We start from the raw sequence: 16,497 nt of genomic DNA, 5'->3' as shown, positions 1-16,497 counted from the left end.
TACAGCGATGGTATGTAGAACAGATGTGCGATGGGTAGGAGAAGGCTGATAGACAGGCAAGACAAGCACATGACCACTTTAAGACAATGGCATCTTAAGATGGCAATAGGAGTGCCAAAAGACGTAGGATTTACACAAAACAACGCAATGAATACATCATAAAGAGATAAATAGAGAATACGCAGACCTCTACATAAAGCCTTTAGTCTGCTAAAAAAGTCGGGACACAAGAAAAAACAATCAATAAGTACCCGACTAAAGCAATAAAAACTCAGCCTGCGGAATTGAGGTAAGATGACTTTCACCACCCACCTCAAAATTATTCCTTATCTTTGCAAGTAGATGATAAAAGCTGCGTCTTATGCAAAATTGTGACAATATACAAAAAGTGACTGCTCCCCCATTGATTTCTGTGCTGATGCCAGTTTATAATGGTGAAAATACGATTCAAAGAAGTTTGGACTCGCTCCTAGATCAGGGGGCAATTCCTTTTGAACTCGTCGTGGTTAACGACTGCTCTACTGATAAGACGTCAGAAGTGCTTGAGCAATTTTCGATTAATGCCCCTAAACATATTAGCGTAAAGATTATACAGCATGAAGAGAATGGAGGAGTGGCCAAGGCTAGAAATACTGCTCTATCCCATGCAATTGGGGAGTATGTTTTATGGCTAGATGCAGATGATTATTATGCTCCGAATTCCTTTGTGCAGCTACTTTCTATCCCGCAAACCGATGTCGTCGGATATAACTATTATCTGCAGAATGAGGCGAAATCAAGACTTATTGACTGTCCCAAACCTAATACACCCGAAGCAGCTCTGAAATTGATCTGTGAAGGGAAAATGAAATGGAACTTATGGGCCTTTATGATAAGGCGGAAGTTGATCGTGAGAGAGGATATACACTTCCTTTCAGGGTATAATATGGGTGAAGACCTCTACTTTATGGGGCAGGTATTGCTCTATGCTAAAGACTTTCAAATGCTAAACGCCCCCCTTTATCACTATATGACATCTAACGAAGCCTCTCTCACTAAAAACTATAATAATAAGCACTACGATGATATCGCCACAAATATTAAAGCTCTAGAGGAAATAATGGCAAAAGTCAGTAGTCACGATTACACTGATGATATCAACTTTTTGAAGCTCACCCTTAAGCTTCCCTTTCTATATTCTAGAGACGCGAACCAATATAAGAAATGGCAGGAATTGTTCCCAGAGGCTAATCTCTTTATAGATGAATACCCGTCAGATCATAAATATAATCAATGGCTTCAGAAGTGTGCCATGAAGGGACAATTTTGGTTGGTAGATCTATTTAATTATGTTTATAAGATAGCTTATAGATTGAGATATTAAGAGAGATAGAGATCATGAATAACATCCTTTCGCTTAATAACATTGCCAAAGCTATAGGCACTATTATATGTGCTCTAGCAGTTGATTTTTACCTTTTCCCAATTAACTCTCTAGGTGTATACGGTGGACCTAATACTAAAGTGGTGCTAGCAATAGTTGGTACAGTCCTATTCCTGATTGGCATTTTTTATGAAAAGAAAAATACCATTCCACTACAACTCATATTCGCAACCCTTATAGCTTTTTTATTTTCGACTATTAATTATCTCTCTACTGAGATTAATGCCACTTCAGACTATGGCTATAGCAATTATTTTGTCTCATTTTTTACTTGGACTTTTTCAGCCTATACTATAGCTGAATTAATTCGCGTAGTGCATAGAGAGGTAAATCTTAGGCTAATTACTAGCTATTTTCTTGCAGTCTGTCTCTTTCAGTGTGTGATTGCCTTGTTAATTGATAATATTCCAATGGTGGCATATATCGTTGACAACTATCTTACCACTGGCAACCAATTTGTGAAGGAAGGGGGGAGGCTATATGGGATAGGTGCATCACTAGACCCGGCTGGAGTTCGTTTTGCAGTAACACTTACGATGGCCGCATTTGTAATGACACAGGATGAGCTAGTATATGGCTCTTCTAGTAGTATGAGGTGGTTTATCTGCTCCTTCTTAATCATATCAATCATTGGTAATATGATTTCACGTACTACACTTATAGGAGTAGTGATTGGTCTGATTGTTATAATCGGTTCTTATTTCGCGAATGATAGAAATGGCATGATATCTCTCCAGCCTATGATTAATAGCTTCCTTGCTATTTTATCTATTTCAATTTTGGCAAGCATACTGATCTATAATGTGAGTGCAGAGGCTAGAAGCCTATTCCGCTTTGGGTTTGAGGGATTTTTCAGTTTCTTTGAAACTGGAGTGTGGCAAACAGGGAGTACAGATGTGCTCCAAACGATGTGGATATGGCCTACAGATTTACAGGGGTGGATCATTGGTTATGGGATATTTGAAGATTGGTTTTTTGGTACAGACATCGGATATTGCCGATTTGTATTGTATTCTGGATTATGTGGTCTGACTATCTTTGCGATATTCTTTATCTATCAGCTTCTCTCTTTTTGCAAAGCCATTCCAAACTATAGGTTGCTTTTTATTTTACTATTAATTATTGTCTTTGTAGTTTGGATAAAAGTATCGACCGACATTTATTATGTTGTTGCCCTATTCTACTGGCTAGATGAATTTCAGTCTAAATATAAAATTGCAGCTGTTTAACAAAGTATGGAAAAACGTAATATCAAGCTTGTCTACTGCATAGGAGGGACCTATAACTCTGGAGGTATGGAACGCGTGCTTTCGAACAAGGCAAACTGGCTGTCGTCTCACGGATATGAAATTACGATTATCACCACAGAGCAGAGAGGACGCAATGCTTTTTTTCCTCTCAATCCAGATATTCAGCAAATTGACTTGGGCATTAATTACGAAGAAAGCAAGGGGATAGCAGCTAAGCTTTTTTCATACCCATTTAAACTCTTTAAGCATAAAAGCATACTCTCCAAGCATCTGCGATCAATTAGGCCCGACATAGTTGTCTCACTCTTTGACAATGGGTCATCTATCATTCCAAAAATTAATGATGGAAGCAAGAAAATCCTTGAAGTCCATTTTTCAAGATTCAAAAGGAAGCAATATGAAAGGAAAGGATTATTGGGCATTATTGATCGCATATTAAGCAAACAAGATCTTAAAACAGCTAAGTCATACGACCATTTTGTAGTTCTTACAAACGAGGACAAAGGCTACTGGGGTATGGATAAAAATATAAGTGTTATACCTAATGCTCTAAACAATACATTCAGGAATGTTGATTTAAAGGAAACAGAAAGAACCAATAAGATTATAGCTGTTGGACGACTGGCACACCAAAAACACTTTTCTGAACTAATACATATTTTCAATGCTATACACGATAAGGCACCTGATTGGGGCCTTGAAATCATAGGTAATGGTCCAGATAAAGATAGGCTCCAGAAATTAATTGATGGTCTTGGTCTCAAGAGTAAAGTGACGCTATCACCTGCTACTTCCACTATTCAGGAGAAGTATCTCACAGGGAGCATATACGCAATGACTTCTCGCTACGAAGGACTTCCGATGGTGCTTTTAGAAGCCCAAGCTTGTGGGTTGCCAATAATCTCTTACGATTGTAAGTGTGGGCCAAAAGACATTATCAATGACGGAATTGATGGCTATATCATTCCAATGGGCGACCGGCAGTTATTTGCTGATAAACTACTTGAGCTTATTAAAGATCAAGAGTTAAGACTACGCATGGGAAATGCAGCAGTAGTTTCTTCAAAGAGATTTGATGAAGAAAGAATAATGAGGCTGTGGACATCACTTTTTAATAAGGTTCTATATGAATAAGCAGTTAATCGTAATTTCAGCTGTAAATATTAATACAGGGGGTACGCTTGAGATATTAAATAATTGTCTCGAGTACCTATCCACTCAGGTTGATCACCTCAGAGTCATCGCTATTGTACACGATAAAAAACTAGCTCTATATGAAGGGATTGAATACATAGAAATTCCATGGGCCAAAAAGACTTGGTTGCACCGCCTTTGGTGTGAACATATTACTTTGAAAAAACTCTCTAAAAGGCTGACTCCAATTGATCTTTGGCTTTCTCTACATGATACAACACCAAATGTTGTTGCTAATAAAAAGGCCGTATATTGCCATAATCCATTCCCCTTTTACAAAGGAAGTATTAGAGACCTTTGCCTTAATTACAAGATATTCTTCTTTGCATGGCTATCAAAGAATTTTATCTATCGACCCAATATAAAGAAGAACGACTTTGTAGTTGTACAAACTCAGTGGTTTAAGGATGCATTTGAGAAGTTATTCGGTTTGTCATCTGAGAGAATTATCGTATTCCCTCCAATGATGCCAATAAGAAATGACGAAATTAGGCCAGCAAACAATTCCAGGACTACTACATTCTTCTACCCTGCGGCTCCAAATGTACACAAGAATTTTGAACTACTCTGTCAAGCTTCAAAACTGCTAGAAGAGCAGATAGGCAAAGGAAGGTTTCAAACCATTTTGACCCTCAAAGGAGATGAAAACAGGTATGCAAAGTATCTATACAGCCGATGGGGCGAAGTCAGCTCTATCTCTTTTGCTGGCTATCAAAATCAGACTCAGATGAGGAAGTTATATGACAAGGCTGATGCACTTGTCTTTCCCTCTAAAGTGGAGACTTGGGGGCTTCCTATTACAGAATTTGGAAGATATGGTCGCCCAATTTTACTAGCAGATTTACCCTATGCTCACGAAACTGCTGGTGGACTTTTACAGACAGCCTATTTTTCTCCTCATGATGCTAACGAGCTAGCTAACTTAATGAAGAAGGTTATTGAAGAAGCATATGGAAGTTTTATGCCCACACCTATAACCAACCCTACCCCACCCATTGCAAATACTTGGGCAAAACTATTTGATGAATTGCTTCAATGATGAATACGACTATGCCACTTCCTATTGTTGTTTGCTACACGACTAATTTCGTAGTCCCTGCAGCTACTACTCTACTATCAATCATTGAGAGTGCAGACCCTACAACAAGATACCATATCATCTCACTTGTTGAAGCTCCGCTATCCCCTTCTATTGAGCAGAGGATAAAAGGATTGGATAAGAGAGGTATCGTGTCTGAGTGGACCTTTATAGATATGTCAGGTCGCGTGCCAAGTGCCTATTTTGGATCGTTCTCCATCGGGTCACTATATAGGATTTTGATTCCTGAGCTTCTTCCAGAGTATGATACTGCTCTTTACCTAGACTGTGATATTATTGTGCAAAACGACCTCTCCAAGCTCTTCTCTATAGACCTGGATGAAAACTTATTAGGAGGAGTACGGGAGACACTAATAGGCGCTAATATAGATCACTTTAAGTCTCTTGAACTTAATGACCCCACATGGTACATCAATAGCGGGTTCCTTTTGATGAACCTCAAGGAGATGAGGAGAGTGAATTTCAGCAAGCAGATGATGGATCTGCTACAGACGGAGAGGGCAAAGAGCTTTGTTTTTCCAGATCAAGATGCCTACAACATCTTAGCACACGGCAAAATCATATCCCTACCCCCCTACTACAATAGTATACGGACCTTCTATCCAAGTATATACAAAGATGCTTTTTTGAAGCTCTATACAAATGATGACTGGAAAGCAGTACACCGTCATGGCAATGTGCATTACACCTCTGCTAAACCTTGGAAAGGATATGCCATCCAATTTGATAAGTGGTGGGACTACTACATCCACCTTCCAGAGTCGCTAAAACAACAAATGGAGGTGTCAAAAAAAGCACATAAGTTGTACAACATTTGGAAAACTCCAATAGTTGGGCAAATATTCCAAGGACTACTCAAAGCTAAAGACACTCTGACCACACTACTGAAAAAGAAGTAATAGCTGTTTAGATTATGATTTAATCATGTCCTAAAATCTAGTGTGGTTTATTAAGGCTCTAAAGGATTGGAATGTGCGTTGTAGTCTTGTTGTGAGAGCTAGAGAGTAGCGAAAAGGAGACATAATATCCACCTTTGAAAGCCCTTTTTTCGGTTTTAGATATTCAAATTGATACTCCTTGGCATACTCGCGATATAACTGATCCTTATTTGGCAAATCGCAGGTCTCAAAAATAGGAATCAGAGCGGTGAGAAATAGACTATTATGTGTAGTGGCTAATAACGATTTGTAGGCACCTTGTGCTTGAGTATAAGTATTACGCATTGATTTTAAGACAATAAATAGACTTAAAATGTGTTTTCGCAAGGATGGCTCAGATCGATTATTCATTGTAGAACCTTCACGAGTATATCTGTAGTAATACAGTCCTTCACTACTTTTATAATGCCCGATACGAGTCGCTTCCATGATAAGCCGGGTATTAAACTCTATATCCTCATGATATATTCCCGATAAAAAACAGATGTTATTTGAGCTACTAAGCACGCGTAAAAACAAATAATTGCAAGGAGAATAGGTCATCTTTCCCATTTCAGTAAACTCATCTAAAGAGTATGCAATTTCATTAAAATGAGCGAAATCATCCTTTATGTTTTTCCTTTCTCCATCTACCTTGGCCACAGGGAACAAGCAGATATCTAGCTGGAGTTTTCTTACATAATTAAGCAATGAATTGATACAATTTTCTCTTATCCAGTCGTCTGAGTCAACAAACCATATATATTCACCTGTCGCATAGCTAAGGCCAACATTTCTAGCAACGCCTTGCCCCGCATTCTCTTGATAGTGATACGAGATATTAGGGTATTCATTACAATATTGCTTTACAACTAGTGCTGTGTCATCTTTCGACCCATCATCCACCACTATAATTTCATAATGCTCGTGTGGAATGTCTTGGTTTAAGCAACTATCTAAGCACTTGCCTATATATGGAGCCACATTGTAGGCTGGAATAATGATTGATAGGAGTTTAGTTGTATTCATACGATTCGTTGATTTTACCATGTGCTAAGTTGAGGGTGCGGTTACAATAATCTGCCACCTTCGGATTGTGAGTAATAAATAGTGTCGTTAGACCTCTTTCAATAGTCAATCGTTGGAGATTAGCTAGCAATTGAGACTCCGTCTCAGGATCCAAGGCAGAAGTTGCTTCATCAAGTAGCAATATGGGTCTATTTGATAATAAGGCTCGTGCAATAGAGATACGCTGTGCCTGCCCTTCCGATAGCCCTACTCCACCCTCTGTAAGGACTGTGTCCAAGCCATCACTAAGTTCTAATACATAATCTGCAACAGCCAAGTGCAGTGCATCTATCATTTGCTCCTCAGAAGCCTCAGGAGCACCGAGTAATAAATTATCTCTGATCGTTCCAGAGAAAAGTGCTGTCTCTTGTGGCACATAAGCAAATGCATCACGAGTTTGTTCGTCTATCTCTACCTTTTTTCCTCCCAAGAGAGCTAAATGCAGTGAGCCATTCATAGGAGTCTCTAGTCCCATCAAGAGCTTGAAAATCGTAGTTTTTCCCGTACCAGTAACTCCAGTTAATGCCACCAATTCACCACGATTGATTTCAAAATCCACCTGATTCAATACCTCTTCTCTTCCTTTATAGCTAAAGCTGACCTTCTTTGCCTGGATACTTTCAATGGATTTGAAGTCCATAATTCTAGATGCTCTTAGTTCCGATGGAAGCAAGAGCAATTCCTCTAATCTGTCAATGGCAGTTAGTGAAGATGCAATACCTGGCAATAGCTTTACGGTATTGTAGGTAGGTGATTGAATGTAAGAGACCAATTGTAAGAAAGCTACTACCGATCCAAAAGTAATCAACCCTAAGTGCAGGCGGTAGATGGCCCATACCATTGCAATCCCATACCCCCCAGTGAATACTATTTTCAAAGCTAAACCACTATATACACTGAAGCGTAGTTGCTCTTTAATCATGTCCACCAAATGTTTCTCCCCCTTACCTAGTTTAGAGAGCGTCTTAGGTTGTTGACCAAAAATTCGTATGATTAGTTGATGTTGAACTACCTCATTAAAGTAGGAAAAAAGATCGCTTTCCCGTCCTTTCACTCTGTGAGTGATCACTCGCATCTTCCTAAAGTATATTCGACTAAAGAAAAAGACGAAGGGGATAAAAAAGACGACACACCACGTCACTCGAGGATCAATGAAGGACATGAATACTAATGCTCCAATCAACTGAATCACCCCAATTGCCAAGGAAGGTAACTGCCAAACCAGTAATCCAGTTACCTCCTTTGCATCCTGAAGTAACCTTGAAGTGAGATCCCCACTTCTAAGGTGTGATAGTTCATTCCATTTAGTATATAGTAGCTCGTCATAGAGCCTAGCACGAAGCGTTTTAGTGATTTTTGCCGACGTGGTAGTTGAAAACCATCTATTCCAAGTGGTCAGTAGTATTCGTCCAAAGATAAGTGATAAATACCATATCACTACAAACCAAAAGTCATACTTCAATGAATCCCCTGTAGCCACATCAATTAATAGCTTACTAAGCCATACAAAGAGGAAGCTAAGACCCACTGATACCAGCCCTAGAAGAAAGATTAAGAGCAATCTAACCCAATAATCTTTTAATAATAAGGAAATAATCCTTGTCCTCTTTTTCATCTCCTTATCACAGTTTCTTGGGCTCTAAAAAGAAGCATATCCATCGGAGCTTTATAGGCATAATGACCTATTATATGCCTATAGTGGAAATTATGATCCACTACACTCCACCACTTCCAAAAGCGTTGTTGCCAGACACTTCCTTGAGAGGATCTACTCTTTAACTGCTCCACCCTATTTTCAAAATAGCAGTGCTCTAGTGATTTTAAATCGCGATGGAAATTAGGTGTTTTCTCTGGCCTTTTCCATGGAATTGACTCTTCTGGAAGCTCAAACCACCTATGCAAGAGCTCTCCAAAGAGACCTACTTGATACTCTAGCTTCATTTCTTTAAGCAAGTGTGACAATCTGTCTTGATCAATAGTATGACCATACTTACTCACCACAAAGTACCAATCCAATAGTCGCTTAAAAATAGCACCACCATATAAAAAGTCTCCAAAAAAGTGCAGGAAAGTATGAATTAGCTGTAGTTCAGCGGGTAACACTTGTACAGGAACATCATCAATCAAGATAGTCTTTTTCTCAGTGTGATTGAGTAATTGATTGTAGTACTCTTCAAATACCTTATTCTTAGTAGTCAAAGGTAAGTAGAGTAATTGACCATGGCACTCTAGTAAGAAGGTATCCATTTGCACCGCCTTATGGAGTAACTTATTATTTTTAGTCTCACTATGAATTTTGTATCCCCTCCTACTCATCAACTCTATAACTTTTTCAAAATCAGACTTATTTGGAAAGTATAGGTCAATATCTCCAATGGTTCTCAGTAATGGATTGGGATAAAGAGCAGCATTAGCATGGCCTTTTACGAGGATGGAATGAAAATTAAGTGCCTCCAACTCATTATAGAGCTTTGCTAAGACAGCCGACATATCATTAGATAGCCTCTCCAAGCCCTGCAGATAGCTCATCAGTTGAACTGAAATATTCATAGGCAAGTCGGGGAGTGTCAGCAATTGATCGGCAATCATTCCCTCCACCTGATGCTGCTTAGCAAGTCGCCATAAATGTGGTGCCTGCTGAATTGTGGACTCCGAATCGGAGCCATTATTTTCAAATGGAATGTCCCTAATAGAAGCTCTCAATAGTTCAATAAAAAGTAGCGATGCTCTATCCATAATCTAAATCAAATCTAGTCGTCGTAAGACCCCCAAAGACTTTTTCCTAAACCACCCGCCTTTTGGCCATAGATATTGAAAGCCTCGCCATAGTAGTGAACCTTTCTGAATCACTCTATTATTACTCCGTACTATCGCTATTGCTTCTCCTAATATTGAGTCAATCTTAATATGCTCTATGCCAGCAGGATTGCCATCACCGCGTAATAATACACTGTCAGAGTATATTTTCACAATTCGATGTAAAATGAAGCCGCCATCATTAATAGCCAACACTATCTCTCCCACCTTAAGACGGGCACAAATAGGTGCTAGAACTATTTTATCAGTCTTATCATGAATCAAAGGATACATACTATTACCTCTGGCTCTTACTATCACTCGGTATCCTTGTGATAAATCTTTCGCTGCCAAACCGAGCAGATCTTCCATTTCCCTCCCTACTAGAAAAAAAATATTGATTTTCTAAGCTTATCAAGCCTGAACTTTCTATAAGCTTCACAAGAGCCACTGCATCTTCGTGGGCTTTCTCAGTATCAACATCATAATTATTCAGCAAAAAAGTGGCCACTAAATCTGCATTAATTTCAAGTCCACGAAAAGCCTTGACAACCTCAGAAGCACTCTCATTAAGCGTTACTACAGAGCTATATCCTACGCCCTGAGGGCTAGGTACAACTGTAATGTACTCGCCGCCTACTTTACGAATTACGATGTCGTCTCTAAGTTTCATAAGATTACTATTTATCATTAGACAATAATGGGTACGTTAGCTCCACAGCCCCTCTATCAGGTCTACACTCTAACGTATAAAATGGGATCTGCTGGGCAATATCTGTCAATAGCTCAAACGACTGATTGCGATGGTCATGGTCTGTTCTAAGCACACTTGTAGACATCACCAATGCACTTAAAGCTTCACTAAACTTCCCTCTATAGATCTTGTTTTCAGGAGCTTGCTTCAAAAGCACCATTCCTGCCACCTTTGCCGATTCATTAATATAGCAAGGGGTCTTTCCACTCCACGGAGCGCCATACACTCTTACTTCTCCATTTGGAAAAAGACGAATGATAGGTTCATCATCATTCAGTAAGCGAGCACCAGGGACATACCTCCTCCATAACATTGAATGAGTACTCTTTCCTGTGCCACTAGTTCCCATAAAGAGCAAAGCTTTTCCATCAACCATCGTTACAGAAGCATGCATCTTTAAGCCCTTCAACTTGATGAGTTGCATCCCATAAGCTGGTATCAAAAAAGAGTTCAATACATAAATAGCATCCTTCTGCAATAGATCCACATCGCTTTCGACTTTAGACCAATCCTTTGTAGCACGCATATAGTAGAGATGGTCAAAGAGCTCCATCTCTGTATAGTAGTATTGGTCATCACAATATATTTTGGACCATCCTCCCTCAAACTCACCAGTATCGATTGGAGTTAAATCACTAGGAATGGAAATCCCTACCCCTGCCGTAAAGCAGACCTTTGCCTCAACACCTTTACTACATTTCAAAAGGAAAGGAGCATAGGGGATCAATAGCTGCGACACACGATCGGCATTCGGTGTCTCCAGAACTACTGGCATTCCAGCAATCTCATAATATAGATGTCCAATATCACTCATACTCTACAAAGATACTATTTTGTCTCCATCTAAAAATAGGAGGCTAATTTGTCTTGGGAAATAGCCACTCTTCAAGGAACCCTAACCCATAGGCAAAGTGCTGCACATAGACAGCAGCTACCGCGTAGCTTGCGAGCTCTAAACTTCCCCCTTTGGTGTATACATCTACCACAATTGCAAGTGGGTAAAGGAGCAAAATGGAATAAAGCACAGGCGAGAGGGTCAGTAATACAGCCACATTGAATATCACAAATAGACTAGGCAATGTATGAGCCAACTTGAGCGTACCAGGGTGATAGCGATTAAGTACTATTCTAGCCTTTCCACTCTGACGAATCTGTCGGAAAAAAGCTTTGAAATCAACCCTGCGCTTATGGTATACCCAGGCCTCTTCAAATAAAGCAGAAACCCCACCATTCTCCAAAGCTCGCATACTTAGGTCTAAGTCCTCTCCGTACCGCATACCATCTCTAAAGCCGCCCAACTGATTAAATAACTCCCGACGTATCCCCATATTAAAGGTACGTGGATAGAAATGGTCAACACTCTTTTTCTTGCCACGAATTCCACCTGTAGTGAGCAACGAGGTCATAGAGTAGTCAATCGCCTTCTGTATTATTGTAAAGTCTTCTCTAGACCTATCTGGACCTCCCCACAAGTCACAAACTGTATTATCTACGTATTCATTTACCCTCTGAATGTAGTTATTGGGGAGAACCGCATCACTATCCAAAAAGACTACCCACTCACCATTTGCCTCTTTTACCCCTCGATTCCTAGCACCACTTGGGCCGGTATTTTCCTGCACAATATACTTCACAGGCAATCCCGAGACACTTACCACATCTTCAGAGTCGTTGGTAGAGCCATCTTCTACCACGATCACCTCATAGTCAATACCTTCTACCTGCTCTTGTGAAACAAAAGAAGCTAATAACTCCCGTAGCTCATCTGGTCTATTATATATCGGGATAATGAATGAAAACTTACACATCTGCTCAATTCTCTTTAGATGGTTTTCGATTGATTGCCTCACTATAGGCCTCTAAATATTGGGCATAGAAGCAGTGCCAACTCGCTTTCTGAGCTAATTTCTTAGCACGTTGCTTGCTTTGTGTGACCATCTCCTTAGGGAAAGAAGAGAATCGTGCAATCTTTTGAGCAATGCTCTCCGCCAAGCTCTCAAATCCATCGTCCTCTCTTTCTAGAGCCTTTGCTCCATACCTCAGGCAGTTCTTGGTATTGGTCTCCATGGCCCACATACCAAAGCCAGCTTTGTCCGTTGTAAGTGTAGGCACCCCAAAAGCGATGCTTTCTAATGGTGTATACCCCCATGGCTCATAGTAGCTAGCAAATACCGTTAAGTCTACAGCCGGCAAAAGGTCATAATAGGTAATATTAAGCACCTCATCAGCGCCATCCAAATAATCTGGAATAAATATTGGATAGATATTTTGCCCCCAATTCTCAGCTAAAGAATGGAGGTGTGCCAAAATTTGATTGCCCAATCCATCATTAAGCTCATGAGTAACGTAAGGCATCTGCATCGCAAGCGTAGTAGCTTTGTCACTAGCTAAAGCTGCTTGGAGCTCAGGCCTAGGAGCTTTAACCCAACTAGGCACCAAAATTAATGCCACAATATCGCGAGTTAAGTCCATATTATGAAGTCGCCTCAAAGCATCAATAAACACATCCAACCCTTTATTACGATACTCACAACGACCAGAAGTGGCTACTATAAATGGATCGTCGCTTAGCTTAGTTCCATAAAGCGTCTCTGCGAGATGACAAATAGCTTTTCTTCCTCCCTCGCGTAGTTTGCGCAATTGGTATCCAGAAGGTATCACCCCCTCCTCCCAACCATTTGGAAGCACCATTGGCTCACGACCTATTAACTGTGCAGCTTCAAGTGCTGTTACCTCACTGACCGTAGCAAAGACATCTGCCACATGAGCAGCTGAACGCTCCACCTGATGCTTGCACAACACGCCAAGTTCTTCGGCCATTTGATTACCGTTATAATTAGGCAGCTGGCTATATAATGGCTTCCCATTACTAGCTATAGAACGTCCTACAGAGGTAGCATGAGTAATAAATAGTGTGTAAATCTGAGGAGCCCACTTCCGAAGTGCTAGGAGCCCCATACCAGTTGTCCACTCATTGAATATGGCCAAAGGATACTCAGAAGGAAAAAGCATAATATATGCTTTCATCACTTTTGCAACGGCAAGGCTAAAGAGGCAAGAATCATCATAATCGCCATATCCTATCTCTCCACGAATACCATACTCCTGCCACATCTCATAGTATAGCCCATCTTTCTGACTAGCTAGCGATTGATAAGCCACAAGTGCCACACGAGGCTTGCCGACAACATCCCAACTCCCCAAATGTACCTTAATCCCGGTTTCAGCGAAGAGCTTATCAGCCAGCTCATGATCACTCTTTTTTCTAGAAGGGATAAAGTCCTGCTGTGGAGTCTCAAGTTTTGGCCCTATAAATAACAGGGACTCTCTCCCATGCTTCTCTATCATTGTTGCCACACGGGTGCTAAGTACAGTATAGATGCCCCCCACCTTGTTACATACCTCCCACGAAGTCTCCATGATAAGAGTGGGGAGGGTTGGGGTAGCAGAAAGTTTATGCTCGTTGGTACTCATATAATCTTAACCTTTGAAATAAAACAAACGCCTTCTCGGTAATTCCCTAGAAGGCGTTTTAAAATATAGGCTATCTAAAAAGTTGACCTACGAGGATTCGAACCTCGACAAACAGAACCAAAACCTGTTGTGCTACCATTACACCATAGGTCACTCACGCCCTAAGCAACTTCCCTAAGGCTCCGCAAAGATAACCACAAAAATCTATATGACAAAATACTAAAGCTATGATTTCTGCATTAAGAGAGCTATTTTAGCATAAACTCCTTGATAATATCACATTAAACCATTTGCTTTCAAGTAATTAATCTATTGCAAAGTACCTTTCAAAAGTCAGAGAAAGATCTAGATAACTCCGACTGAGAAGTACACCATAAGGCCAGCCAATACAATATAGCCCACGGCATAGGGAAGTGCAGAGGCAAGAATCTTACCATCCTCACCCTCCATACCACACGATGCAGTTGCTATAGCAATACTCTGTGGGGAGATGATCTTACCTCCAGTAGCTCCTGCAGTATTCGCTGCTGCCAACCAATTAGGGTCAGGATAACCAATCTGAGTGGCCACATTTGCCTGAAGCTTACCAAATAGGATATTAGAGGAGGTATCACTACCTGTCACAAAGGTACCGATAGCACCTATCAGTGGTGCAAAGAGAGGGTAGTAGGCACCTGTAGCTGCCGCAAGCGCTGACGCAATCACCAATATCATACCCGAGTATCCCATCACAGAAGCAATAGCCACTAAGCTTAGAATGGTCACCACTGTTTTTCGGAGATTGACCACCGTTTCAGCTAATACAGTGAGCAAGGTCTTTACACTCAGTCCTTGAATAAGTCCACCAATTACACTACCCAAAAAGAGCATAAGCCCAGCATTGGAGATCCATCCAAAGGTAAAGAACTTCCCTTCAGGATATATTGGCAAGTGAACTTTACTTACAAGGGTACTCTTAAGGAATCCATTGATACTAGGAACTAAAGGACCGCTGAGCACAATAAATAGGAGGATGAAAAAGTACACACTCCAAGCCCTAAGGTTTGCCTTGGTGGATACCTTTTCTTCCTCTACCTTCTTGCCACTCTTAGTAAATAGCTTAGCATATAGTATGATTACAAAGATAGAAGCAATGCTTCCAAAGATAGCTGGAGTCTCGGCTCCTAAATATCTAGCTGATGTAAATTGCACAACGAGTGATACAATACCTACAAGTAGTGCCAGTACAATGTTCTTACCTAGTGCCTTCTTACTACTATCGGTTAAAAACAGAATAATAAAGGGCAAAATAATCATCAGTGGGGAGAGTTGCACAACCACCTTAGAAGAGATATCCAAGATCTCCTCTTGCGTTGCAACCCCACTTGCAGAGGCTTCGTTCGCAAGGGTTGTCACGGGCACGCCCACAGCACCGAATCCTGTGGGTACACTATTAGCTATCAGCGAAACCAAAGCACTAAAGCCAGGCTTGAATCCCAAAGAGATTAGGATAGCAGCTGGAATCGCAACGGCAGTTCCAAAACCGGCCATACCCTCTAGCAAACCACCAAATCCCCATACAAGGAGAAGCACGGTGACCCCTTTATCATCAGAAAGTGATGTGAACTGACGCTTAATAATCTCTATGTCACCACTCTTAAGCAGTACATTGTAGCTATAAATAGCCATCAGTATGATAATCCAGATCGGGAAGGTTGCCTTAAGGAATCCCTCTAGCACTGCCCACCATACCCCACTCTGCTCATATCCTTCTGGTGCAAAATCAAATTGATTAGGAAGGAAGATGGCTATAAGAATGGTAACGATCAAGGTGATAAGGGCACTTTTGTGTCCTGCCATCTTAAAGCCGAGCATCAAGACGAAAAGGAGGACAATCGGAAGAATAGAAAATAATACGCTCATATTTATCTATTGTTGGATAATGATAGTTGCTCAATCACACGAGTAACACCACGGTCTCTCTAGCACCGTGTGCTCCTTTCACTAGGGCTTGCTCAATATCAGCCGTCTTTGAAGGACCAGAGATAAACCCACGGAACTCATTGGAGAGCTCTCTTGGCACCTTTTGATAGGCCTCATGCATCGTATCCACGAGTGCATTACGATCTAATATGATCACCATTGCCTCTGCAATGAAGTAGATCGCACGATGCTTATATGATTGCTCTATATAAACAGCTCCGTTCTCACACACTCCGAACTCACCGCGAATAACCACAAGGTCCGTCCCATTAAGCTCTCGTGGGGTTTCAATCTCATCAGGATTATAAGTAGCTACATGAACCTCTGGAAGATTGGAAGCCACTCTCTTGGCATCGGGATAAAGTCGTTGAATAGCTTGGTCTACAGACTCCCCCTCCCCCAGCAATTCTGCACGCCCACCTACTCCAGCCGAAATATTCAGGAAGGTTTGAAGCCTATCATCGTAGGTGATATGTTGAAAGCTAAGGTCTGGCATCTCATACTTCTCATGGGTGTGACGCCTTATATTGTCTAATATCTTTTGTTTGCTTTGATCCATA

15 protein-coding genes and 1 tRNA gene are annotated in these 16,497 nt (G+C 40.8%); 5 read left to right on the top strand and 11 right to left on the bottom strand.

The genetic code is table 11. From position 1 onward, the window contains the following. Positions 1-361: 361 nt before the first annotated feature. Genes A3GK_RS0106090 through A3GK_RS0106070 form a run of 5 tightly spaced genes read left to right on the top strand, consistent with a single transcriptional unit; the run spans position 362 to position 5,865 of the window. Complete coding sequence (locus tag A3GK_RS0106090) at positions 362-1,363, top strand: glycosyltransferase family 2 protein (protein WP_018028586.1); 1,002 nt, start codon at positions 362-364, stop codon at positions 1,361-1,363. Between the two features lie 14 nt (positions 1,364-1,377). After that, positions 1,378-2,652 (top strand): hypothetical protein, encoded by a 1,275-nt coding sequence (locus A3GK_RS0106085; RefSeq protein ID WP_018028585.1) that lies wholly within the window; start codon positions 1,378-1,380, stop codon positions 2,650-2,652. A 6-nt stretch (positions 2,653-2,658) separates the two neighbouring features. Further along, positions 2,659-3,807, top strand: coding sequence for a glycosyltransferase family 4 protein (locus A3GK_RS0106080; RefSeq protein WP_244860727.1), 1,149 nt, complete (start codon positions 2,659-2,661; stop codon positions 3,805-3,807). After that, a complete protein-coding gene (locus A3GK_RS0106075; protein WP_018028583.1) occupies positions 3,800-4,906 on the top strand; it encodes a glycosyltransferase family 4 protein in 1,107 nt (368 codons plus the stop codon). The genes A3GK_RS0106080 and A3GK_RS0106075 overlap by 8 nt, the downstream gene beginning before the upstream one ends. Then, complete coding sequence (locus tag A3GK_RS0106070) at positions 4,903-5,865, top strand: glycosyltransferase family 8 protein (RefSeq protein ID WP_018028582.1); 963 nt, start codon at positions 4,903-4,905, stop codon at positions 5,863-5,865. The genes A3GK_RS0106075 and A3GK_RS0106070 overlap by 4 nt, the downstream gene beginning before the upstream one ends. A gap of 30 nt (positions 5,866-5,895) precedes the next feature. Here A3GK_RS0106070 and A3GK_RS11040 read toward each other — a convergent pair whose 3' ends face one another. From A3GK_RS11040 to A3GK_RS0106015, 11 genes are all read right to left on the bottom strand, one after another. Next, a complete protein-coding gene (locus A3GK_RS11040; RefSeq protein WP_162138141.1) occupies positions 5,896-6,912 on the bottom strand; it encodes a glycosyltransferase family 2 protein in 1,017 nt (338 codons plus the stop codon). Further along, the gene (locus A3GK_RS10555; RefSeq protein ID WP_081605317.1) at positions 6,899-8,566 is read right to left on the bottom strand and encodes an ABC transporter ATP-binding protein; all 1,668 of its coding nucleotides are present in this window, start codon (positions 8,564-8,566) and stop codon (positions 6,899-6,901) included. The genes A3GK_RS11040 and A3GK_RS10555 overlap by 14 nt, the downstream gene beginning before the upstream one ends. Continuing rightward, on the bottom strand, positions 8,563-9,687 hold the full coding sequence (locus A3GK_RS0106055; RefSeq protein WP_018028579.1) for a nucleotidyltransferase family protein: 1,125 nt from the start codon (positions 9,685-9,687) through the stop codon (positions 8,563-8,565). The genes A3GK_RS10555 and A3GK_RS0106055 overlap by 4 nt, the downstream gene beginning before the upstream one ends. Before the next feature lie 3 nt (positions 9,688-9,690). Continuing rightward, positions 9,691-10,041 carry a S24/S26 family peptidase gene (locus tag A3GK_RS11815; protein ID WP_018028578.1) on the bottom strand — a complete coding sequence of 117 codons (351 nt, stop codon included), beginning with the start codon at positions 10,039-10,041 and terminating at the stop codon, positions 9,691-9,693. 4 nt (positions 10,042-10,045) lie between these two features. Then, entirely contained in the window at positions 10,046-10,420 is a 375-nt protein-coding gene (locus A3GK_RS10545) for a PqqD family protein (protein WP_162138140.1), read from the bottom strand. A gap of 7 nt (positions 10,421-10,427) precedes the next feature. Then, positions 10,428-11,315, bottom strand: coding sequence for a hypothetical protein (locus tag A3GK_RS0106040; RefSeq protein ID WP_018028576.1), 888 nt, complete (start codon positions 11,313-11,315; stop codon positions 10,428-10,430). 43 nt (positions 11,316-11,358) lie between these two features. Further along, a complete protein-coding gene (locus A3GK_RS0106035) occupies positions 11,359-12,309 on the bottom strand; it encodes a glycosyltransferase (protein ID WP_018028575.1) in 951 nt (316 codons plus the stop codon). A gap of 4 nt (positions 12,310-12,313) precedes the next feature. After that, on the bottom strand, positions 12,314-13,975 hold the full coding sequence (locus A3GK_RS0106030; protein WP_018028574.1) for a glycosyltransferase: 1,662 nt from the start codon (positions 13,973-13,975) through the stop codon (positions 12,314-12,316). 82 nt (positions 13,976-14,057) lie between these two features. Then, positions 14,058-14,128, bottom strand: a tRNA-Gln gene (locus A3GK_RS0106025). A gap of 192 nt (positions 14,129-14,320) precedes the next feature. Further along, the gene (locus A3GK_RS0106020) at positions 14,321-15,877 is read right to left on the bottom strand and encodes an L-lactate permease (RefSeq protein ID WP_026161756.1); all 1,557 of its coding nucleotides are present in this window, start codon (positions 15,875-15,877) and stop codon (positions 14,321-14,323) included. Between the two features lie 34 nt (positions 15,878-15,911). Continuing rightward, the gene (locus A3GK_RS0106015) at positions 15,912-16,496 is read right to left on the bottom strand and encodes a LutC/YkgG family protein (protein WP_018028572.1); all 585 of its coding nucleotides are present in this window, start codon (positions 16,494-16,496) and stop codon (positions 15,912-15,914) included. Position 16,497 lies beyond the last annotated feature (1 nt).

Source organism: Porphyromonas somerae DSM 23386, assembly GCF_000372405.1.
Taxonomy (GTDB): Bacteria; Bacteroidota; Bacteroidia; order Bacteroidales; family Porphyromonadaceae; genus Porphyromonas_A; species Porphyromonas_A somerae.
The sequence above is the reverse complement of the archived record's forward strand: the minus strand, read 5'-3'. Positions and strand labels throughout refer to the sequence as shown.